The organism is Bacterioplanes sanyensis (genome assembly GCF_002237535.1).
Lineage (GTDB): Bacteria > Pseudomonadota > Gammaproteobacteria > Pseudomonadales > Oceanobacteraceae > Bacterioplanes > Bacterioplanes sanyensis_A.
In genome coordinates, this window is record NZ_CP022530.1 from 2,754,112 (window position 1) to 2,775,248 (window position 21,137).

Genomic DNA, 21,137 nt, shown 5'->3' on the forward strand with positions numbered 1-21,137 from the left:
CTGTTCCACTCATGCAGCTAAGCTGCCACATTCCTGTCACTATCTGCTCTTGGTTGTGCCATGTTTTTCACTCTTTATGAAAAACTGACACCCACGCCTACGTTGTCACGCTAAACCATAGTATCCTCTCCGGCCTTTTCTTTTTCCTGAACGATGGAAGCGGCTGCCATCGCTCATTGTTGGTTTTCAGGAGTCTAGGTTTGTCTATTTTTCTTAAGCTTTTCTGGTTTTTTAAACAGGAGTGGCGACGTTACGCTATCGCTATTGTGGCGTTGATTGGCGTCGGTTTGATCACCATGCTGCCTCCCTGGCTGATTGGTGTGGTGGTGGATTTGATCGGCAGTGGTGATCTGACACGCGAACTGTTGTGGTACTACCTTGGCTGGATGGCGCTGGCTGCGGTGGTGGCCTATGTGTTGCGCGTGGTTTGGCGCATTGCGCTGTTTGGCGCGAGTTATAAACTGGCGAATCAATTGCGCCAGTCCATTTTTCAACATTTAACCAAGCAGCCACCGGCGTTTTTTCAAACGCTAAAAACCGGCGACTTGATGGCGCGCTCGACCAACGACATTCAGGCGGTAGAAATGACCGCTGGTGAAGCGGTGTTGGCACTGTTTGATGGTGCTTTTACCGGCATCATTGTATTGATTGTAATGACCTTGTTTATTTCTTGGCCATTGACGGTGTTGGCGCTAATTCCTTGGCCCATCGTCGGCTTTTTTATGTGGCGCTTTGGCACAGAATTGCATCACTCATTTAAGGATGCACAAGCACGTTTCAGTGACTTAAACGATGATGTGCAGGAGAGCATTTCTGCATTGCGCCTCACGCGTGCCTTTGGTCGTGAGCAGGTCGAAGAACAACAGTTTAATGACATTGCAACGGCCGCTAATGTGGCCAATCAGGCGGTGGCGAAAACCGACAGCAAATACGACCCGGTTATTCAGTTGGGTGTTGGTTTTTCTTTTTTGCTCAGTGTCGCAGGCGGTGCCTATTACATTCACTTGGGCGAGTTGACCACGGGACAGCTGTTGTCCTTTACGCTTTATCTTGGCTACATGATTTGGCCAATGTTTGCGGTGGGCTGGCTGTTAAATATGGTCGAGCGCGGCAGTGCTGCTTATGAGCGCATCGAGCAATTGCTGCGTATCGAACCGGCCATTGCTGATTCGGGCACATTTAATGACCGGGCCGAACCCAGCTTGCAGATGCGCATTCCGAGCTTTTGTTATGCCGACGGTACGCAGGCGTTATCCGACATCGGCCTAACGCTACCGGCTGGCCACTTGCTTGGCATTGTGGGGCCAGTCGGCGCTGGCAAAACGACCTTGCTGAATTTGCTGCTGCGCGCTGAGGAAGGCGATCGCGCAGAACTAAGCATTGGCGGCCATGACGTTGGTGACTTCACGTTGCACAACTTGCGCAGCCATGTTGCCACGGTGCCGCAAAATGCGTTTTTGTTTTCTTCCACCGTGGCGGAGAACATTGCTCTGGCAAAACCGGATGCGACGCAAGACGAAGTCGAAGCCGTCGCCCGCATTGCTCAGGTGCACGATGACATCTTACGTTTTCCAAACGGCTATCAAACGGAAGTGGGTGAGCGTGGTGTGACGTTGTCGGGTGGACAAAAACAACGCATTTCTATCGCTCGGGCTTTGCTGCTGGATGCACCGATTCTGATTCTTGACGACGCGTTATCCGCGGTGGACGTGCGCACCGAGCAGCAAATATTGGCGCATCTGTCGCAGGCCCGTGCAGGAAAAACCACAGTAATTGTCTGTCACCGGCTTAGTGCGGTGGAAAATGCCGACCATATTATTGTGCTTGATCACGGTCGCATGACCGAAAGCGGTACACATGCGGAGCTGTTGGCTGAGCAAGGCTGGTATCGGCAAACATACGAGTATCAGCAGCTGGAACAGGCTGTGGAGGAGGGACGATGAAACACACGTTCGTAACTCTGCTGCGCTATGCCATGGCGTACAAACCGTTATTGCTGCAAGCCTTTGGTTTGCTGTTTATTGCCACCATAGCGAGTGTGGCAGGCCCTTATCTGATTAAGGTGTTTATTGATGAATACGTGACGCCCGGCATTTGGACGGTGGGGCCGATTGCGACTTTGGCGTTGGTCTACATTGTGGCTCAGCTAGTGGGTGCGGTGACGTTTTATATGCAGGCTCTACGCTTTAATCACATTGCGTTAAATGTGGTGCAGACCATTCGTGAGCAAGTGTTTGCGCATGTGATGAAGCTGCCAATGGCGTACTTCGATAAGACTTCGACGGGCAGTTTGATTAGCCGCATTACCAATGATACCGAAGCGATTAAAGATTTGTACGTCAACGTGATTTCCGTTTTTGTGCAAAATATCGTGCGTATTTTAGGCATCTTGGTCGCCATGTTATGGCTGGACCCGCGTTTGATGTGGATTGGTGCGGTACTGGTACCGACGGTGATTATTATTATGGTGGTGTACCAGCGCCTGTCGACGCCGATCTTTATGCGTGTGCGCAGCTTGCTCAGTGATATTAACGCGCGCTTGAACGAGAGCATTCAAGGCATGTCGGTGATTCAGCTGACCAACCAGCAAGCCACCTTTGCCAAAGCGTTTAAGCAAACCAGCACTGAGCATTACGACGCCAAAGTAAAAAACATCACCATTGATGGATTTTTACTGCGCGCCCTGATCGACTTGATTTATACCCTGTTGCTGGCGGCATTGCTGTTTGGCTTTGGCATCATCGAGCTGTCGGCTGCGGGCTCAGTGCAGGTGGGGATTATCTATGCCTTTGTCAACTACATGGGGCAGATGACCGAGCCATTGGTGGACATGACATCGCGTTTGAACATGGCACAGCAAGCACTGGTGTCGGCGTCGCGGGTGTTTGCGTTGTTGGATGAACCGACGGCCAGCCAAGCGGAAGAGCAGCAACCACTGTCGTCGGCCAAGGTGACGTTTGACGTTGAGCGCTTTAGCTACGATGGCGAGCATGACGTATTAACTGACATTCGCTTTGATATTCCAGCCGGTGGTTTTGTTGGGCTGGTAGGGCATACCGGATCGGGCAAAAGCACCTTAATGTCGTTATTGATGAACTTTTATCCGTTAGCGCATGGGCAAATTCATATCGGCGATACGCCGTTGCCGCAACTTGGCCGCCAGCAGCGTGCCCAGCTCATTGGCTTTGTGCAGCAAGACCCGTTTATCTTCTCTGGCACTGTGGCGGATAACATTCGCTTGGAGTTGGCGTTAACGGATCAGCAAGTGGAGCAAGCGGCCCGCAAAGCACATTTGCACGATGCCATTATGCAAATGCCGCAGGGTTATCAAACCCAGCTGACCGAGCGTGGTGGCAACCTCAGTACCGGGCAGCGCCAGTTGTTGAGCTTGGCAAGAACGCTGGCCCGCGAACCGAGCATTTTGATTCTCGATGAGGCCACCGCCAACATCGACAGCCACACCGAGGCATTGATACAGCAGACGTTAATGGAGCTGCGCGGTGAGGTGACGTTGATTGTGATCGCCCATCGTTTGAGTACCGTGAAGGAAGCGGATTGCTTGTACGTATTGCATCAAGGGCACATACAGCAGCGAGGCCCGCATGAGCGTTTGCTGTTGGAAGAAGGCCTGTACAAGCATATGTACGAGCTGCAGCAACGTAAGGACCCAGTGGTCACCGACGCAGTACCGGCTTAACGCGACACAAGAACGAACAAAGCCGCCGTACAAGAAAAAACGTAACTAACGTGCCCATAGCCGTTGTTCGGCTGTTGGGCATGGTTCGGACTCTATACTCAGCGTACTTGCCGCTGCTGGAGAAGAGTCATGCTGCGTTGTCTTTGCCGCTACTGCGGCCTGTTTATTGCCCTTATATTGCTGACTGTCTCGGCGCAGTCACAACCCATCTTGCAAGTCACCACGCTGCCAGATTACGCCCCCTTTTGTTATTTGTACGAAGGCACGGGTTACGGTGTGGAAGAAACGCTGGCACCGGATCAGCGTTCGCAAGTGTTGCGTGGTTTCAGTTGGGACGTGGTGCGTGAAAGTCTGCACGCCCAGGGGTATCACTTGCGCTTAACCGTGCAGCCTTGGGCCCGGGCGTTTCGCCAAGCCAGCAGCGAACCTGGGATAGCGATTTTTCCGGTCAGCCGCACCGAAGAGCGACTGGCATATTTGTCTTATTCAAGTTATCCGGTTAACCGTGCCAGCTATTTGGTGTATGTGCCGCGCAGTTCGGATATCGATTGGCAGGGCTGGGGCAGCTTTAACGGCAAGCGTTTGGCTGTGATGCGTGGTTATAACTATGGCGTTGAATGGCAAGAGTGGCCGGAGATAGAGCTGATGGAAGTGGATTCCATGGTGCAGGGGTTTGAGCTGATCTTGCTGGGGCGTGTGTCAGGCTTTGCTGGCTACGAAGTCACCTGGGATCATCACCTGCGTCAACGGCCGCATTTAATAGACAAAGTGCGCAAGTTGCCTGCCTATGCCACCAATGAGGAGTATCTGGCCATCCGCAGCGATACGCCAAATGTTGAGCGTATTTTGCAGGCGTTTGATCGCGGATATGAGCAGTTACAAGCCTCCGGGCGCTTAGCGACGTTGAAAATACGCTATGGCCTGCCGGACTAACCAGCCAGCGTTGGTGCTTGTTGTCGGGTAAAGCGGCCTCTATCATGCGCGTCAGGAAATGAGGAGTGGTAGCCATGATAAGGATCGTTTTAGTCATTACGTGTTTGTTGGCCAGCGCCGCCCAAGCGCAGGTGTACCGTTGGGTGGACGATGAAGGCCGCGTTCACTTTGGTGATCGCCCGCCGGTCAGCGAGAAAAAAGCGGCAGAAAAAGTCACCGTTCAAGTGCCCAAAGCGCCCAGCGAGGGGGGCAGTTTTGAACGTCGCCAGCGCCAACAAGAACTATTAGACACTTGGCAGCAAGAGCGCCAACAGCGCAATGAAAAGCGCCAGGCGGCTAAGGAAGAAAAGGACAAGAAAGAAGCCTTGTGCAAACAGCTGTTGGCAGAAAAGCTCGATGCAGAACGCTCGACCCATGTGTACAAATTAAATGAACAGGGTGAGCGTGAGTATTTTGACGAAGCTAAAGCGCAAGAATACTTGAAAGGCATCGCTAAGCGTTATCAAGAGACCTGTCAGTAGAGCTGGCGTTTGTCTTTTTCGATAATGTGATTGACCACTCCGTGCGTTAGTTTTCCCATCAAACCCTTGCCCGACATATGCTCTGACAACGCTTTCGAAAACGGTGTCAGAGTGTCTGTGTTGGCATTTGCATTGGCGTTTTTCCAAAGCGATTGCAGCGCAGGGAGTGGTGCGCTGCCTGAGGTATGGATGTTAAGGCGTAGCCCAAGCTTGGGCGTTTTACCATCCACGGCACACGCGCTCCAGACATCGCCATCATCGATGCTGGCTGTGCCATGCCACCAGCGCAAGCGATACAGCCCTGGTATCAACAATGCGACGGTCAGCTGCGGGTTTTTTAATACATTGCGCAAAGAAATGGCGTATTTATTCCCTGGCCGCTCTGGAATCCATAAACAACCTTGGTGCAGTAAAAAACCACCGTTCGGTTCGCCGCGTGGCGACAACTGACTGAGCCCCTGTTCGTCCTGACTGAATAAAAATCCGTAGCGTGCATGGGCGACCCAGCTGGCATCGTCGTCAATGATTGGCTGTGGGTGCGTGGGCTGCCACCATTGCGCCCGCATCGCTGCCCGGCCGCAGTGTAAATACACTTGTTCAATGGTAATTCGGTTCTGCTCTAACCAGCCGTTAATGCGCAATCCATGATCCACGCCAGGTATCCAAAAAAATAAGCTCGCGGCTTGTTTGCTGCTTAACGCTTCAATGGTAACGTCATTGAGTTCCATGCTGGTCGCTGAGGTAAACGTCCATTGCTTCGCGTTAAGCGCATAAAAAGGTTGTGGGTGGTTGGCCAACGCCAATAATGCGCAGCGACTATGGCTCAAATAGTTTTCACAATGCGCGTCAAGGGACGCTAACACGCGTTTATCCAGCAGCGGTGAATGCGGTGGAATGATGGCGCGCAACTGTTTTTCAGTTTCGATCGACACGATATGCTCCTGTCAGTAACAAAAAATAATTGCCAGACCATCGTCACCGCTTGGTCGCATTGAGCGAGCTGCATTGCTAAGAGCAGGTGCTCACGCTCGACAGGCGGCGTCGCTGTATGAATTTTGTATGAATCATGTTCGCTGGCTGAGCCATGATGAGACGCTCGCGCGGCAGGGGTGAGGAAATTGACGTCGAATACGAGGAAATCCGTTGCAGATTGAGCACACAGGCACAACGGTGGCCTTCATTGCCGTGGTCGATCTGGCGCGTCAGCTGCTGCAGCGCCGCTTGGTGAGCGCGGTCCAGCTGGCCGATGTCGATGCGGCATTGCCGGAGTGGGTTGCAGCCTTGCAGCAACAAGGCGCGGATCGGCACTGGTTGTATCGGACCTTGCCCGAAGAATACTTACTGCAGTTATGGCAATTGGCAGACAATTTGGGTGGCCCTTGCTTGGGTTTAGAACTCGGCGCCGAGGTAAATCGTGCTGCGCAGGGCGTGTTGGCCTACCGTGTTGAACGCAGCGACACCCTAGGCGCTGCGCTGGAGGTGTTTGCCCAGCACATCGCGTTGATGAATCCGGCAGAGCGCTGGCAGATAGATCACAGCGACAGCACAGTAACCTTGTTGCTGCATTGCCCCGAAGTGTATCCGCGTATGGCACGTGAGCGCAGTGTGGTGGCTTTGCAGGCCTGGGCCAGCGATTTGTGTGGATCTGAGCTGCAACCGCTGGCTTGGTTCTTCCCCTGGCAGGACGGGCAAACGCAGTGTCAGTGGCTGGCGGACTACTCCAGTGCCGATTGGGTCCGCTCGAGCGGTTATGGCCTTTGCTTTGCACGCGAGGTGTTGTCGTTGCAACTCACAAGCGCAGACGCCTATCTTTCGGCGGTTCTGGATCGAGAAATTCAAGCGCTGGCAAAGCCGCAACACAGCTTGAATGCCCGAGTGCTGAGCCTGTTAGCGAGCGATTTGAGCCGTTTTAGCCAGGCGCAAGCGGTGGCACAGCAGTTGGCCATGAGCCGCGCCAGTCTTTATCGCCAGCTGAAGCGAGAGGGTTTCCAGTTTCGCCAGTTGCTCGATCAGCAGCGTCAACAGCAGTGGCGGCAATGGCGCCACCGCGTAGATGCCATCTCAATGGCTGAGCGCTTGGGGTTTGCTGATGTTAGCGGCCTGTACAAAGCGCAAAAGCGTTGGCAGGCCGCAGAACACTAATTAAAGAGGTATGGAATGCTGCCAACCGGGCACCACAATGCGCTCTGGCGAAATGTCCAGTTGCTCTGGTTGCAAAACCTGCTCACCGAACTGGTAGCGCACCTGGATGCCATGCTGGCTAGCGCGCTGGTCATTGTCGGCGGCTTGGGCGCGGATGCTGTCGTTGCGGGTTAGGTAGTCATGCCATGCTTGGCTGCCGTATTTCTCTTGCAGCCATTGCCTGGTTTGCGTTGGTGACACCATAAACGCTGAGGCATTGTTGCCGCCAAAGCCTTTGGCGTTAATAAAGGCCAGCGGCATGCAGCTGGCATCAAACTGTTGGTGCTGCAGCAAGAAGTTCAAACCACGCTGGTCCACGTCGTCGGCAACGCGCTCAGTGGTGGTGATGCCAGGCAGCCAACCATCGTGCCAGGCACCCAAGGTAAACAGCAGCTGATCGGCCGACGCTGCACCAATTGAGTGGCCAACATAGGCTTTGGCCGCGGTGATGGACCAGTCTTGGATGGCAAAGGCTTGCGCCAGCTCGGCGTAAATATGCGATTCGGTGGTGCGGTTATGCGGTGTGCTGCTGCCGTGAGCTTGAACAAAGCTGCCTTGTCGCAACGCTTGTTCACCGCACCAGCGCTGCGCTTCGGCCATGGCTTTGCCCATGGTGATGTAATTGCCAACACCTGGCCCGGAGATGGATTTTTTATAGCCATCGGCGTGCACAAAAACATCACCAACGGCGGCATGAATGGTCAACCCCAGCTCCAGTGCCAGCTGGTCGTCGGTCAGCACAAAAAACTGCGCGGATTCGCCTAAGGTAAAGCCGCAATTGTGGCCAAATGGGCGACTGGCGCGGCGTAAATCGGCGGCTGCACTGTCCTGTACGCCGTCTAAGGCACGCAAATTCTGCTCCGTCGCCAATGCCGTCATGGCGTTGTAGCCCTCAATAATTTCTGGCACCAACGGCGCTTCGCTGTTACCGACAATGACCAAGCGCCGGCGCCCAGACTGAATGTCGTCCGCGGCGGTTTTCAGGTTGTACAGGAAGGTCGCGCAAGCACCGACCATGCTGCCAGTGGCGCCAACGCTGCCCAGCACATAGGCGTTGATGAAATCCGCCGGCATTTCACTGAGGCCCAAAGCGCACTGTTTGGAGCTGGTGCGTTTGCCTTTTAACGCACTTTGCAGCATGCCACCGTGGCCTTGCGCATCCAGTTGGCCCATGGCTGAGCCAGCGTAAACGCCGATCTGGTCGGGTTGCAGGTGCTGGCGAATACGTTGCCAATCCATGCCCAAGCAAGACAGGGCATCGGAAGCGCCGTACACCGCCATTTGCAATCCACGAGGATGATGACGGGAAGGGTACTGAGCGGCTGGATCAAACCCGTGCGGCAGCTGACCACCGCTTTGTACGGCCAAGCGCTTATGCTCTATGCGCAAACAGTCATGGCCATCGGCGTCTTTAAATGGAACATGGACAGGCACTGCCTGCGAATCAAAGGGCACGTTGTCCCAACCGCGAATCAGCGAGCCTTGCAGCAGGGCGTCGATGTGTTGCTCTGTGGTGCAGGGTTTGCCACTGATTTGTGCCAGGCTGGCCAGCATGGCACTGCGTTGCTGGGTGTTTAATGCGCCTTCGATGATGCGGCGGAAGGCGTGATGGCCAGAGCTTCTACCAGCGGCGTTGATGCCCCCAAAGCCTGTAATGACGGCCAGCTTTCTCATGTTCGGTCTCTACTGTTTGAAAATACGTGTTGGAAAAAGAAGTGATGGAAAAACAGATGCGTTAATTTTAGTGGGCCGCTAGAATCATCAGTAATACAAAAGCGACATTTTAGATAACGAAACCGCCACGTTTGTGTCTTGCTAGGAAAGGAAATCATGCCCGAGGTATTGCAGCCGCTGCGTCATGTGAGCTTGCTGGCGTTGCCGAAAATGCTCAGCTCCAGTATTGCCATTCCGATGGAAATGCTGGAAGCAGCGCGCGCTCGTTTGTTGTTGCAGCGAGCGGGCGACAGTGACTTCACCATTGAGCTGGTGGCTCGCCAGCGTGAACCAATGACCATGCTTGGCGGCTTTCCATTGCAGCCACACAAGGCCTGCAGCGAGGTCGAACATACGGATTTAATTGTAGTGCCGGCCCTGTGGCGCAACCCCAGGCCGGTGGTGAAGCATGAAGACAGTGTGGTGCGATGGCTGCGACAGCGCTATTTGCAAGGCGCCAGCATTGTGGCTGTGGGAACCGGGGTGTGCATGGTGGCGGCAGCAGGGTTGTTGGACGGGCAGGTGGCAACAACGCATTGGCATTACCTGGACGCGTTTGCTCGCGATTACCCGCGCGTTAAGTTGCAACGCGAACGCTTGCTGACGCAGGCCGGGCGTATTTATTGCGCTGCCAGTGTTAACTCAGGTGCGGACATGATGGTGCATCTGTTAGCCATGTTGTATGGCAAACCGCTGGCACTGGCCATTGAGCAGCAGTTTTCTCCCGAGGTCAGAAACCCGTTGGACAAGGGTGTATTTCACGATGACCAGTACAGTCGCCACGCCGATGAAGCCATTGCGCACGCACAAAGTTGGCTGCGGCAAAACATGCTTAAACCGTTGCAACTGGAGTTGCTGGCGGCGCAGGTGGGGTTAAGCGAGCGTCAGCTGGAGCGGCGGTTTAAGCAAGTGACCGAACTAACGCCTGGGCAGTATTTGCAGCGCTTACGTTGCGACCAAGCCTGCGAGTTGCTGCAGCACAGCAACCTCAGCGTGGCAGACATCGCCAGCGCGACGGGTTTTAGCGACAGCAGTCATTTGGGGCGCGTATTTCGTCGTTGGTTGCAGCAAACGCCGGGGCAGTACCGACAAAAAGTACGGTTAAAGCTGTTTAGCGGGTAGAATGGCGGTCTTTGACGCAAGGAGCTTAAAGCATGAACGAACTGTTAGCGTTTGCGGTGATTGCCACGCTGTTGGTGATGTCGCCAGGACCGAATGGTGTGCTGATTGTTAAAACCGCCACCGCACAAGGCAAATCGGCGTCGATGATGAACATCATTGGCTTGTTTCTGGCGACCTTTGTCCACGGAGCGTTGTCGATATTTGGTTTGTCCGCGTTGGTATTGCAGTCTGCTGAGCTGTTTATGCTGGTGAAAGTGCTGGGCGCGGCTTACTTGTTTTACATTGGTGCCAAAGCGATTTGGCAATCATTGCAGCGCCCGAACGACACGACAGACGCGCCTGTTATCGATACCCAGACGCGCTCTGCGCGCTACTACTTCAGTGAAGGGTTTTTAACCCAATTGCTTAACCCCAAAGTGTCGGTGTTTTATTTAGCGGCATTCCCGCAATTTATCGACCCAGCGAGTTTTTCGTACATGTCGGCGTTTGCCTTAGTGGCGTTGCATGCCAGCATTATTTTTGTCTGGTTTACCGCCATGACACATGCCATTGCTCGGGTAAAAAGCTGGTCACGGCATTCGTCGCTGGGCACCTGGGTGCAGCGTTTATCGGGTTCTGTGATGATTTATTTCAGCGCCTTGGTGCTGACGCAGCGCAGCTAGAACGCTGAATCTTTTCAACCTGCCACGATGCTTTTAGGCGTCGCCATTGGCGGCAGCGAGCAGTTCGTCAAACAACAGCTCGTTGCCGAGAATGTCGCGTTTAAACCGTCGCCACGACGGATGCTGATGGCCGCAGCGCTGCTGCCAATGCGCGCGCTGCTCGTCATCCAATTGATGAATGTCCACTCCGGCAGCGCTAAATAGCTGCTTGGCCGCATCATCGGCCTGCCGCGCGATCTTAGGTTGCAAGGCTTGTATTTCATCGCCCGCGGCGTACATGACGTCCTGCAGACTGGCTGGCAGCGACCGTAGCCAGTTTTGATTGATCACCGCCATCCAGCCGTCGTGTACCGATTCGATTTGGCTGATGTGGGCAATGTGGTGGCGCAGCCCATCTGGCCCGCTGTAGAGCGATGAAATAGACGGGTCGATGATGTCGATCTGGCGCAGTTGCAGCGATTTTGACACCTCGCCCCAATCCACTCGCCGTGTGCGCCCGCCAGCGATGGTGTAACAATGGCGCAGCAGTTCGCTGCTGGGAACACGCACAACTGCATCAACCAGCTGGTCTGGGTGGGTGATCGCCTGTGGCCAATGTTTACCAGTGGCCAACGTGCGTGCGCCCACCACGTAAGGAAACCAAACATAGATGGCCCCGGCGTTATTAATATGGTCGACAATCAGGCGCCGCCACACCGTTGAACGTACCAATCGGTCATAGGCATCATTGCTGGCGCTCCAGAATGGAATGTTGAGAATGTCCAGAATCGGGGCGATGGGGCTTAAGTTGGACGCCGACACCAGGGCGGCATCGACCATGCCGCGGGACACTTTGGCCATCAGCTCAGGGCCAATGCCTGCCGCACCGTTTTCCAAAATGTCGACCTGAATGCGCCCATCCGACAGTCGCTCAACGACTTCCTTAATTTGTTCATGCATGTGCGGGCTGGTGGGTGCTTCTATGGTGCGATAAGGAGAGGCAAAGCGCAGCCGATACTCGCTGTCGGCTGCAGCGCGCAGGGGATATTGCCAAGCAACAGCGCTGGCAACGGAGGCAGCTAAGAAACGACGACGGGAAAGAGGCATGGCAACTCAAATCGACTGGGTTGTACTTTAGTATAAGTACAAATGCCGAAGTCGGAGTTAAAAGGCCGCCGCAGCGCCACCGTTCATATCTGTCACTGCCGTTATTAGCGCTCAGGCCCAATGGCAAAGTAGTCTGTCAATAGAGGGGTTTTGACGGTCAGCCAAGCAACACGAGGACTAATGTTTACAGCGGCTGGTTTTTGCGAGTTCCTGGGTTTTGGATAGCAAAACATGGCACTATCAGCCCACAGCGATAGCGCACAGGATGGTGTATGGATAAGCAGGCTTTTATCGAGCAAGTTGAGCAGCGTTTGTTGCAGTTGTTTCGAGCATCGAAACACGGCGTAAAGACGCCCGCGGCGGAGCGTCATCGACTGCAAGGGTTTATGCAAGCCGGGGTGTTTTTGCAGCTGATCAGTCGTGATGAGCTGGCACAACGAATGGAGCGTTTGCATCAGGATGTCTTTGCTATGAGCATTGCCGAGCGCCGCCAGCGGTGGGCAGAGCAGTGGCCGCAGGAGCTGCTTGATTACAGCCACTACGATGCCCCAGCCTTTGAGCGTTATAGTCCCGCTCCTCGGCGATCTGATGGCGATTTAGCAGATAGAGGGACTCAAGGCGTTACCGATGAGCGTTAACGAGCCAAGTACACCGCATGCCCCCAGTATCCTAGTGGTGGAAGACGACCATAGCCTGAACCGCATGATCAGCGAGGCATTAACGGCTCAAGGCTACCGAGTCAGTAGTGCAACCACAGGTATTCAAGGGCTCAAACTGGTGCGGGAGTGGCAGCCTGATATTTTGCTACTGGATATGATGCTGCCGCATTTTAATGGGCTCGAACTGCTGCGTCAGGCGTTACCTGAGTACCAAGGCATTGTATTAATGATCACCGCCAGCGATCGTCCTCAACTCGAAGAGCAAGCGTTTGATTTAGGTGTACACGATTACATTCAAAAGCCGCTGCGACCACATATTTTATTCGCCAAATTAAAAGCCTTGATTCGACTGGCTCAAGGGCAGCACTCAGCGGAGCAATCGACGCCTCAATACCGAGTGCAAAACCTAACTCTGGATCCAGCATCGCGGCAATTTTGTATCGACGATGAGCCTGTGCCCCTCACTGATGCCGAATTTTCCATCGCTGAATATTTGATGGCCAAACCCGGGGTGGTGCTGGCTCGCAGTGACATTGTTGCAGCGCTGCGTGGTATTGAGTATGACGGCCTGGATCGCGCCATTGATATGCGCATTTCCAGTTTGAGAAAAAAAATGCACGACAGCGTACCGCCGTATAAATACATAAAAACCGTACGCGGTCGTGGCTATATGTTGGCAGAAGGATGACCTTTTTTAGTCGACTGTTTGTCTATTTTTCGCTGGCCTTGCTGGTGGGGGTATTGGCGGCGGTGGTGCTACTAGATCAGCATTATGTGTCTGCTCTTAAAGACGAAGAACGTATGAGCACCCAGGGCATTCGCCAGTTGTTGCAGCAGAAAATGGCCGAATATGAAACACGCACGCCACAGCTGAGTGCATCGATTTCAGAGAAACTGGTATCCGTTGCCACAGAAGCGGCAGAGGCAGAGTCGGAGAGGCCAGAATTAAAAGAGCCAGCATCGCAAGAACCTGTATTGCAACAACCATTATGGCTGCCCAACTTGAGTAATTGGCTGGCCCAGTGGCAGGATAAATTTGGCTACCACTTAACGCTGCAAAGGTTATCGGATGTACCGCTAACCCAGTCGCAGCGGCTTGAGCTGCAACAGCAGGGCGCATGGGTGGATGCGCGTAGTGGCTGGGTCACGGATAACGTCACCTTGTTTTATTATTACCCTCAGTGCGATTGTGTATTGGTGCTGGAAAAACTGTATCACGATACGCTGGCGTATCAGCATTATGGCAATGCGCTGGTGCTGGTGGTGTTTTTTGTATTAGCGCTGTTTGTTTGGCTGTATGTGCGTGCCAACCAACGCCATGTGCGCCGTTTGAGTCAAAGCTACCAAGCGTATGGGCGCGGTGATTTTAGTCAGCGTGCTGATACCCAGCTGCCCCACCCGTATCATGGGTTGGCCAGTCAATTTAATGATATGGCCGAGCGTATCGAAAGTTTGATGAACGAACACCAACTGATGGTCAATGGCGTCTCCCATGACTTAAAAACCCCATTGGCGCGTTTGCGCTTTGCTCTTGATATGACGCGCGAGTGTCGCGACGTGGATGACTATCGCCAGCAAATGCAGCAAATGGATGCATCTCTGGATGATTTAACCGAGTTGTTAGACGACTGGTTGCTGCTGGCCAAGCTGAATGGCCAAGCGTATCCGCTCACTGTGTTACCGCACAACCTTGCTGATATCGTGACCAGCGTATTGTCTCGCCTACAACCGTTGTACCGCGATATTCACGTTACTCAGACGTTGGAGTCGGTTAATGCCGATATCGATATCAGTCTGTTTCAACGGGTGTTGGAAAATCTTTTAGGCAATGGTTTTAAGTTTGCCCGTCGTCAATTGTCTGTTCGCTTGTGTTCGGATGGCAGTGGCGGGTTTGCATTGATGATCGAAGAGGACGGTCCGGGCATTCCTGATGAAGATAAAACTCGGGTATTGCAGCCCTTTGTGCGCCTAGATGACAGTCGCAGCAGTCAAGGTGGTGGGTTGGGGCTGGCGATCGTGGTCAATCTGCTGGAAAAACATGGTTTTGAGTTACAGGTACAAGACAGCGAGCTGGGTGGTGCTGCTTTTGTTGTACGAGGTCAAGGGCAGCCTAGCTAAGTTATAACGCCAAGCCTATGTCCTGTTCTTATGCGGCTAAATCTGCGCTCGCATCACGGTGACTTCAATGCCTTTAGAGTTCACTTGGTGCAGATGCTCAAAACCGAACTGACGATACAAACCGCCGGTTAAATCTTCGGTTTGCAAATGCAGATAAGTGATGCCAAATCCTTGTGCGATCTCTATTATCCGAGCAACCAACTGGGCTGCGATACCTTGGCCGCGATATTCCTGTGTCACATATACACCGCCAAGCCAAAATTCGTACTCCGGGTAGGCGGCCATCTCACGCAGTTTAAGCTCTGCTGCGCCAATGATGTGGTTGTTATGTTTGCATAAAACAATTAACGGCGGCTTTTCTCGGTTGATCGATGCTGAAACATTTTCAAACACCGCCTCAAAAGTGGCGCGCCCGGATGCTTTGCACCATTGGTCATAGTACCATTGAGCTACGGTGTTGGCGGCTGCCGGTTCATCGGCGAGTAGGCAGTATTCCATGGTGTTTAATCTCGGGGCTGTGCGGTCGAATGAGTGTGAAACGCCTGGATGCGACGGTAGAACTCATCTGGACTCTCCAGCTGAGATTCAGGAAAAACATGTGCGTTGGCGGTGTCGAGATAGATCAATATCATGCCTGAGACGCGCTCGATCTTTTTAACCAGGCTCCATGCGTGGACACCTCGATAACCCTTGCCTTGCGACTCAATACCACGTTCGGAAAACGTAAATGTATGCTTTCCGCAGAAGATACCATCCACCAACGGATCAAAAGAGCGACGGATCTTGATTGACCTAAAAAAGTGGACGGTAAGGAGGGCAATAAGAAACGAGGCAACCACTATCGCGGTAGGCCAATGAAACTCGCTGAAGCGATTGAAAACCACGGTGCACAGAATGGCGATCGCGAAGCCGACAAGGAAATTGAACCAAACACTGTCCATCCATGTTTTGTGCTCATTGCGGGCAGCCGCCTCAAGGTGAGAGGACAAGGCCAACCAATCTTGCTGTTCGAGGTTAATTGTGACTTCCATGGTGCTGCAAACACTCCATTAGGCAGTATTTTTACTGGGCCAGAAGAATTTCTCTCTCAATCGGACTGCGCGATCGAATCGCTCGGCTGAATTTTCCTGATCAGATCACAAAATAGGCGGGCTGCATCAGTGCTGAATTTAGATTGAACTTTACAGCGTGCAAAAATTACCAGTAATCCAAGTATTAGGCAATTCGCTAACGTCTGAGGTGTTATGGTCGGCTGTTTTGTCTAGGTTAACCATGAGGACAATATTGATGACACCAGCCAGTGCTGCCACGAGGGCAGCGCTGGCGCAGTTTTAAAACAGGTTTAAAGCAGACTCACAACTGATAACTGACGGACAGCATGGTATTCCAACGTACTTTGGTATCGATAATCGGGCTATCGCTAATGCCAGACCCCAGTTGCGTGATGCTGGTTTCAGACTGTAGGCGCCAGCGAGAGGTCATGCGGTAATGAATGTCCAAGCTGCCACCAATATTAGTGGTGGCTTGCCCTTGGTAGAGCGGGCGCTCGCTGCGCACTTCTGAGGTGCGAATACCATAATAATAGTCGACTAATTCCTCGCTCAACTGGTTGATAAATACGCTGGGCGTAATACTGAGCCGCGGGCCTTCCAGCGGCATGGCAGCAATCAGCGATAGCTCATGGCCTTTGTGCTGTTGGCTAATATCGTGCACCCATTCCAGCCCCAGATAACCGATGGCATCGTCGAAGCTGTGAATGCCGACACCTGCATCCAAGCTCTCTTTACGCGCTTCGATGCCACGGGTAGCTTTGCTGGTGTCTTCATTTAACGTCTGTAGCCGCAGTGACGCCAAAGCACTGAGCCAACTGTGCTGGCTGATTGGTAAATACACTTCAGCCCGATCAATATTGATATTGATAAGTTCACTTTGATATTGAATCACGGGCAGCGCATACACGTTGCCCTGGCTGTCTTTGTATTCTCCTGAGGTATTGGCCATGCCGGCCCCTAACCGAAACTCACTGTGTACCGGTAGCGAAACACTGCCGATGGTAAGAGCCATAGTGGCCGTTGAAACATAGCGCAATGGGCGGTACTTCATGCTGATATCCTTATTAACGGTAGCGTTTAATGCGATGTAACAGTCGAACGAGTGTTATCAACCAGAGCGGTGCTGCGTTGTATGCCGAGCCAGGCAGCCACGTCGGCACAGATCACCAAAATGATGGGTATCAGGACCAGGCTGATGACGGTGGCAAACAACAAGCCATAGGCCATGGAGGCGGCCGCTGGAATAAGATATTGCGCCTGTTCTGACGTCTCACTGAGCAATGGATAGAGGCCAGCAAAGGTGGTGACAGAGGTCAGAATGATGGCTCGAAAGCGGCTTAAGCAGGACTGAATAACGGCGTTTTGCAGCTCTAGCCCCTGAGCGCGATACTCATTAAAGCGATTCACAATCAGCAAGCTGTCATTGACGACGACACCGGACAGCGCCAGCATGCCGAGCCATGAATACAAGCTAACGGTTAACCCCAGTACCACATGGCCAATAATGGCACCGACCAAGCCGATGGGAATGGCAGCCATAATGATCAGTGGCTGCCAATAGCGCTGCAATGGCACGGCCAGCAAGATATAAATACCCAGCATCGCCAGCGCAAAGGCTGTTAATAGTCCTTTTTGTGACTCAGACACCTCCTCTAATTCGCCAGCTGGCAGTAAATCAAGGCGTGGATGCTGCTGCTGAAGCTGTGGCAGGTAGGTTGTATTTAGCTGCTGAAATATTTGCCCAGGGCTAGCAATGGATTTATCGATATCCACCACTAAATTGCGACTCAAAGCTCCGTTATGGCGATAAAACAGATTGCTGGCCTGACTGGCTTCTAAAGTAGCAATGCTGCTGAGAGGGAAGCGCTGTCCATCGTTATTAAAGATATAAAAGTTAGCCAAGTCGGCGCGGCTGTCTCGTGCCTGCGGTGCCAGAGTCAAGTACATTTTTACTCGTGCTTGGCCGCGAAAAAAGCGATCCACTTCCAATCCGCCAAAGCCGGCCGCCAACTGCTCAGCCAGCATGCGTCGGCTGATGCCGTACAGTTGTGCCTCGGGCTTTAGCGTAAATGACAGCTGTGGCATGTACGCGGCGTTGGTGTCCTTAACCGATCGTACGCCCGGCTGCGCCAGTAGCCACTGCTTGACGGCATGAGTTTGGGTGCCGAGGGTTTCGACATTGGGGTGCTGCACAATGATCTGGTTGCCCACGGCCGAGCCTTCAACCGAAACGGCTACGTCGATATTGGCGACGGCCTCTAAGTTCTGTAGCGCTTGCTTCCATTGCTGTGCCAGTGCATTTAAGTCCACCGCTCCTCGCAGCTCACGCTTTAGCGGTTCGGCAAACACCAGTATTTGCCCCTGCTCCAAGGTGATGGTCATGCTTTTTTCGATCACATCGGCGCTGATGTTGTGTTGATGTTGAAATTGTTGGTTGATGCGTTGGCGCTGCAGCTTTACTGCGGCACTGGCTTGTTGTAATAGCGGCAGCGGTGTATTCGGCTCCATGTCGATTTGCATGATCATCAAATCACCCGGTACCTGGGGGAACATGACACTGCGTATTTTTCCCAGATACAGATAGCCAAATACCAAAAGACACAGTGCCAGACTGGAGATCAGAACAGCGTAGCGATAGCGCAGCGACCAGCGCAGCAATGGCAAATACAACCGCTGTCGGCAAATATCCAGCCCTGCCTGTGGTAGCTGGCGCAGTTGGGCAAAACGACTGTATTTTTTCTCGACGCGGATATGGCGCAAATGTGCTGGTAAAATTAATTTGGATTCCAGCAGAGAAAACAATAGCGCGACGATAATGACCCAGGCAAAGCCTGCAAATAAACGCCCGGTTTCTGAGGGAAATTGCGTCATTGGCAGCAGTGCCACCACTGTGGTTAATACGCCAAAGGTGGTCGGCAGTGCCACTTTCTTCGCCCCGGCAATGGCCGCTTCCACCGAAGATGTCGTATCTCCCTGGCCTAACTGCTGTTTGTGGGTATAAATACTTTCGCCCACCACCACAGCGTCATCGACCAAAATACCCAATACTAAAATAAAGCCGAAGGTGGTGACTTCATTGATGGTGTATTGAAAGCCCAGCTCGCCCAAGATGATCAGCGTCCCTGCAATGGCCACAGGCAACCCCATGGCCACCCAAAATGCCAAGCGCAATTGCAGGAATAGCCCGAGAATAATAAAGACCAGAATAAACCCCATGGCCGCATTGTTGCTCAGCAGGGTCAGGCGTGACTCGACGTAATCGGCGGAGTTAAACCACACAGTCAGTTGTAAGTTATTCGGCAGCCGCTGCTGTAGCTCGGATACCACGGCTTTGACTTGCTCGGAGATTTCCAGAACGTCACTGGTGGCGGCCATTTTTACAGCAAAGGCCATGCTCGGCTGCTGGTTAAAACTCAGCTCAGAGTTATGCTCCAAAAAACCATCATGGATACGGGCAACGTCTGCTAGTCGCAGAAGCTGGCCTTCGTCACTGATGCGCACCACCAGCTGACTCAACTGTTGTAATGATTCAACACTGTGCTCGCCTTGCAGTAGAAATTGGCCGTTGTCAGTTTTCAGTAACCCTGAACGACTACGCACTGATTGCTGATGTAAGGCGTCGGCTACTTCCGCAAACGACAATTGATACAGTTGCATTTTTTCTGGCTGCAGGTACACATAAATGCCGTATTCCAGTATGCCGTGCTGTTTGACCTTGTGCACCGCAGGGTTGGCCAACAAGGCTTGCTTGACCTGATTGGCGGCGGATAACAAGCTGGCGTCATCGGTGTCGCCATGCAGTTGCACCATCAAGGCATCAAAGGTCATATCTGCTAAAGTGATTTGTGCTTTTTCGGCTTGTTCGGGCCAGTCGTAAATGCCTTCAACGCTGGCTTTAACGTCACTTAGCAGTTTATGAATGTCGTAATCCAGTTGTTTTTTTACTGTGACATGCAAGCTGTCTTGCTGGCTGGCCACTGTCACAGACTTGATGCCACTGAGGCCCTCAAGCGAGCGAATGACTTTTAGCCCCAGCTCCTGATCAATTTGCTCTGCACTACGGCCTTCGTAATACGCACTGACGTAGATTTCGCTGGCGGGTAATTTAGGCAGCACCTCTTTGCGCATGTGGCTGGCCGATATCCAGCCGCCGAGCAATAAGCTCAGCATTAACAAATTGGCGGCCACGGGATGGCGGGTAAACCAGGCAATCATAGTGACCCCTCCGTGGCAGTACTGTCCGCTAGATGGGTGCTCGTTTTAGCGTGACTGGCCTTGTTAGCGTGAATGGCCGTTGTAGCGTCAGCAGTCGAGGCGGCAATGTAATGCGGTTTAATGTACATGCCTTGGGCCAGGGCATCGCTGGGGTAGGCAATGATACTGCTGAGGTTTGCTACAGCGTCAGGCCAGTGAAAGAACACCCGCCCATCTTGTAAAACAAACTCATGCAATGCGTGGCGCTGGGCCCTGTGCTGGCCATCCAGCCACCAAATTTCGTGCTGTGCCGTTAAGCTGCTTTCGGGTAAGGAAAATATGCTTGGCCAAGGCGCCAGCGGCAGTTGTACTCGAACCGGCTGGCCACTGATTAATGTGAGGTTTTTGCTCGGGGTTAAATACAGCTGGCGTTGTAGCTGAGCACTGTATTGGCTGACCCCGCGGATACGTGCATGACCTAACACGTCGTTGTTTAGATCACGGATAATAACGGTTTGCTGCTCAACGGACGGGGGCAGCAGATGAAACTCTCGCTCACTGATGGCGATACGAATGTCCTGGCCTTGATGTGGTAAGACCGTAGCGATGCTCTGGCCAACAGCAATGTGCTCGCCGACATGCGCTTTTATTTCTATCAATTCGCCAGCGAAGGGCAGGGTAATGCGAGTGTGGCTGAGATTCTGCTGGGCTTGTTTTGCCAGTAGCTGATAATGCTCCAATTGCGCTTGGGCCGTTTGCACCATCAGGCTGTCGTGTGCGTATTGCGCACGCGCATTTTTCAGCGCCATGCTGGCGTTCATTAATGCCACTTTGGCCTCGGCGACTGCGGCTTGATACGGTAGCGGATCGAGTTGTAGCAACCACTGCTCTGGCGCCAGCAAGGTTCCACGTTGATATTCAGCAGAGGTTTGCAATACGCGACCTGCCACCTCGCTGGTGAGGTCCACCCATTTACAGCTTTCGACACTGCCCAGCACCGTTACCGTCGGCATACTGGGCTCAGCTCGAGGTTGAACCACACTGGCTACTCGGTGTTGGGTAGCGGGAGTCACTTGAGCAACGGATACATCCGTGTTTTCCAGCTCATCCAATACCAGCAACAGAATAAAAACCGCCACGCTGGCAGCGAGGATCTGGCGTAGGCGAACAGATGAAAACCATGATTTCATTGCATGTGC

At 53.1% G+C, this 21,137-nt stretch carries 18 protein-coding genes; 10 read left to right on the forward strand and 8 right to left on the reverse strand.

The window, feature by feature from the left end; translation table 11 throughout:
- The first annotated feature begins 200 nt into the window (after positions 1 to 200).
- The 4 genes from CHH28_RS12825 to CHH28_RS12840 all read left to right on the forward strand — a co-directional run bounded on the left by CHH28_RS12825 (position 201) and on the right by CHH28_RS12840 (position 5,151).
- A complete protein-coding gene (locus CHH28_RS12825) occupies positions 201 to 1,943 on the forward strand; it encodes an ABC transporter transmembrane domain-containing protein (RefSeq protein WP_094060680.1) in 1,743 nt (580 codons plus the stop codon).
- On the forward strand, positions 1,940 to 3,697 hold the full coding sequence (locus CHH28_RS12830) for an ABC transporter ATP-binding protein (RefSeq protein WP_094060681.1): 1,758 nt from the start codon (positions 1,940 to 1,942) through the stop codon (positions 3,695 to 3,697). The genes CHH28_RS12825 and CHH28_RS12830 overlap by 4 nt, the downstream gene beginning before the upstream one ends.
- A 129-nt stretch (positions 3,698 to 3,826) precedes the next feature.
- Positions 3,827 to 4,630 (forward strand): substrate-binding periplasmic protein, encoded by an 804-nt coding sequence (locus CHH28_RS12835; protein WP_094060682.1) that lies wholly within the window; start codon positions 3,827 to 3,829, stop codon positions 4,628 to 4,630.
- A 74-nt stretch (positions 4,631 to 4,704) separates the two neighbouring features.
- On the forward strand, positions 4,705 to 5,151 hold the full coding sequence (locus tag CHH28_RS12840) for a DUF4124 domain-containing protein (protein WP_094060683.1): 447 nt from the start codon (positions 4,705 to 4,707) through the stop codon (positions 5,149 to 5,151).
- Here CHH28_RS12840 and CHH28_RS12845 read toward each other — a convergent pair.
- Positions 5,145 to 6,083: a hypothetical protein gene (locus CHH28_RS12845; RefSeq protein ID WP_094060684.1), complete on the reverse strand. Its 939-nt coding sequence runs from the start codon at positions 6,081 to 6,083 to the stop codon at positions 5,145 to 5,147. The genes CHH28_RS12840 and CHH28_RS12845 overlap by 7 nt on opposite strands.
- Positions 6,084 to 6,294: 211 nt before the next feature.
- Here CHH28_RS12845 and CHH28_RS12850 point away from each other — a divergent pair, with 211 nt between their 5' ends.
- Complete coding sequence (locus CHH28_RS12850) at positions 6,295 to 7,293, forward strand: AraC family transcriptional regulator ligand-binding domain-containing protein (RefSeq protein ID WP_157729903.1); 999 nt, start codon at positions 6,295 to 6,297, stop codon at positions 7,291 to 7,293.
- Here the strand turns inward: CHH28_RS12850 and CHH28_RS12855 are convergent, their stop codons facing one another.
- A complete protein-coding gene (locus CHH28_RS12855) occupies positions 7,294 to 9,006 on the reverse strand; it encodes a beta-ketoacyl synthase (RefSeq protein ID WP_094060686.1) in 1,713 nt (570 codons plus the stop codon).
- Between the two features lie 156 nt (positions 9,007 to 9,162).
- Here CHH28_RS12855 and CHH28_RS12860 point away from each other — a divergent pair, with 156 nt between their 5' ends.
- Both CHH28_RS12860 and CHH28_RS12865 read left to right on the forward strand, forming a co-directional pair.
- Positions 9,163 to 10,167, forward strand: a complete 1,005-nt coding sequence (locus tag CHH28_RS12860) for a GlxA family transcriptional regulator (protein ID WP_094060687.1) — start codon at positions 9,163 to 9,165, stop codon at positions 10,165 to 10,167.
- A gap of 32 nt (positions 10,168 to 10,199) precedes the next feature.
- Complete coding sequence (locus CHH28_RS12865; protein ID WP_094060688.1) at positions 10,200 to 10,829, forward strand: LysE family translocator; 630 nt, start codon at positions 10,200 to 10,202, stop codon at positions 10,827 to 10,829.
- A 33-nt stretch (positions 10,830 to 10,862) separates the two neighbouring features.
- On the opposite strand, the gene CHH28_RS12870 is transcribed toward CHH28_RS12865, so the two are convergent.
- Positions 10,863 to 11,915, reverse strand: coding sequence for a TRAP transporter substrate-binding protein (locus CHH28_RS12870; protein WP_094060689.1), 1,053 nt, complete (start codon positions 11,913 to 11,915; stop codon positions 10,863 to 10,865).
- Between the two features lie 272 nt (positions 11,916 to 12,187).
- On the opposite strand from CHH28_RS12870, the gene CHH28_RS12875 reads away from it, so the two are divergent.
- The 3 genes from CHH28_RS12875 to CHH28_RS12885 are packed head-to-tail and all read left to right on the forward strand — an operon-like array spanning position 12,188 to position 14,692.
- The gene (locus CHH28_RS12875) at positions 12,188 to 12,553 is read left to right on the forward strand and encodes a hypothetical protein (RefSeq protein WP_094060690.1); all 366 of its coding nucleotides are present in this window, start codon (positions 12,188 to 12,190) and stop codon (positions 12,551 to 12,553) included.
- Entirely contained in the window at positions 12,543 to 13,262 is a 720-nt protein-coding gene (locus tag CHH28_RS12880; protein ID WP_094060691.1) for a response regulator transcription factor, read from the forward strand. The genes CHH28_RS12875 and CHH28_RS12880 overlap by 11 nt, the downstream gene beginning before the upstream one ends.
- Entirely contained in the window at positions 13,259 to 14,692 is a 1,434-nt protein-coding gene (locus CHH28_RS12885; protein WP_094060692.1) for an ATP-binding protein, read from the forward strand. Before CHH28_RS12880 ends, CHH28_RS12885 begins: the two co-directional genes overlap by 4 nt.
- Before the next feature lie 36 nt (positions 14,693 to 14,728).
- Here the strand turns inward: CHH28_RS12885 and CHH28_RS12890 are convergent, their stop codons facing one another.
- The 5 genes from CHH28_RS12890 to CHH28_RS12910 form a co-directional block, all read right to left on the reverse strand.
- On the reverse strand, positions 14,729 to 15,190 hold the full coding sequence (locus CHH28_RS12890) for a GNAT family N-acetyltransferase (protein ID WP_094060693.1): 462 nt from the start codon (positions 15,188 to 15,190) through the stop codon (positions 14,729 to 14,731).
- Between the two features lie 5 nt (positions 15,191 to 15,195).
- Complete coding sequence (locus CHH28_RS12895) at positions 15,196 to 15,723, reverse strand: YcxB family protein (protein ID WP_094060694.1); 528 nt, start codon at positions 15,721 to 15,723, stop codon at positions 15,196 to 15,198.
- 322 nt (positions 15,724 to 16,045) lie between these two features.
- Positions 16,046 to 16,795, reverse strand: a complete 750-nt coding sequence (locus tag CHH28_RS12900; RefSeq protein WP_094060695.1) for a MipA/OmpV family protein — start codon at positions 16,793 to 16,795, stop codon at positions 16,046 to 16,048.
- Positions 16,796 to 16,821: 26 nt separating this feature from the next.
- Positions 16,822 to 19,959, reverse strand: coding sequence for an efflux RND transporter permease subunit (locus tag CHH28_RS12905; protein ID WP_094060696.1), 3,138 nt, complete (start codon positions 19,957 to 19,959; stop codon positions 16,822 to 16,824).
- The gene (locus tag CHH28_RS12910) at positions 19,956 to 21,128 is read right to left on the reverse strand and encodes an efflux RND transporter periplasmic adaptor subunit (protein WP_094060697.1); all 1,173 of its coding nucleotides are present in this window, start codon (positions 21,126 to 21,128) and stop codon (positions 19,956 to 19,958) included. Before CHH28_RS12910 ends, CHH28_RS12905 begins: the two co-directional genes overlap by 4 nt.
- Positions 21,129 to 21,137 lie beyond the last annotated feature (9 nt).

What these genes read in the sequence shown, in the direction of transcription:
- CHH28_RS12830 (WP_094060681.1), top strand. Translation starts at nt 1,940, where the DNA reads ATGAAACACACGTTCGTAACTCTGCTGCGCTATGCCATGGCGTACAAA.
- CHH28_RS12835 (WP_094060682.1), top strand. Translation starts at nt 3,827, where the DNA reads ATGCTGCGTTGTCTTTGCCGCTACTGCGGCCTGTTTATTGCCCTTATA.
- CHH28_RS12840 (WP_094060683.1), top strand. Translation starts at nt 4,705, where the DNA reads ATGATAAGGATCGTTTTAGTCATTACGTGTTTGTTGGCCAGCGCCGCC.
- CHH28_RS12855 (WP_094060686.1), bottom strand. Translation starts at nt 9,006, where the DNA reads ATGAGAAAGCTGGCCGTCATTACAGGCTTTGGGGGCATCAACGCCGCT.
- CHH28_RS12860 (WP_094060687.1), top strand. Translation starts at nt 9,163, where the DNA reads ATGCCCGAGGTATTGCAGCCGCTGCGTCATGTGAGCTTGCTGGCGTTG.
- CHH28_RS12865 (WP_094060688.1), top strand. Translation starts at nt 10,200, where the DNA reads ATGAACGAACTGTTAGCGTTTGCGGTGATTGCCACGCTGTTGGTGATG.
- CHH28_RS12870 (WP_094060689.1), bottom strand. Translation starts at nt 11,915, where the DNA reads ATGCCTCTTTCCCGTCGTCGTTTCTTAGCTGCCTCCGTTGCCAGCGCT.
- CHH28_RS12875 (WP_094060690.1), top strand. Translation starts at nt 12,188, where the DNA reads ATGGATAAGCAGGCTTTTATCGAGCAAGTTGAGCAGCGTTTGTTGCAG.
- CHH28_RS12880 (WP_094060691.1), top strand. Translation starts at nt 12,543, where the DNA reads ATGAGCGTTAACGAGCCAAGTACACCGCATGCCCCCAGTATCCTAGTG.
- CHH28_RS12885 (WP_094060692.1), top strand. Translation starts at nt 13,259, where the DNA reads ATGACCTTTTTTAGTCGACTGTTTGTCTATTTTTCGCTGGCCTTGCTG.
- CHH28_RS12890 (WP_094060693.1), bottom strand. Translation starts at nt 15,190, where the DNA reads ATGGAATACTGCCTACTCGCCGATGAACCGGCAGCCGCCAACACCGTA.
- CHH28_RS12895 (WP_094060694.1), bottom strand. Translation starts at nt 15,723, where the DNA reads ATGGAAGTCACAATTAACCTCGAACAGCAAGATTGGTTGGCCTTGTCC.
- CHH28_RS12900 (WP_094060695.1), bottom strand. Translation starts at nt 16,795, where the DNA reads ATGAAGTACCGCCCATTGCGCTATGTTTCAACGGCCACTATGGCTCTT.
- CHH28_RS12905 (WP_094060696.1), bottom strand. Translation starts at nt 19,959, where the DNA reads ATGATTGCCTGGTTTACCCGCCATCCCGTGGCCGCCAATTTGTTAATG.
- CHH28_RS12910 (WP_094060697.1), bottom strand. Translation starts at nt 21,128, where the DNA reads ATGAAATCATGGTTTTCATCTGTTCGCCTACGCCAGATCCTCGCTGCC.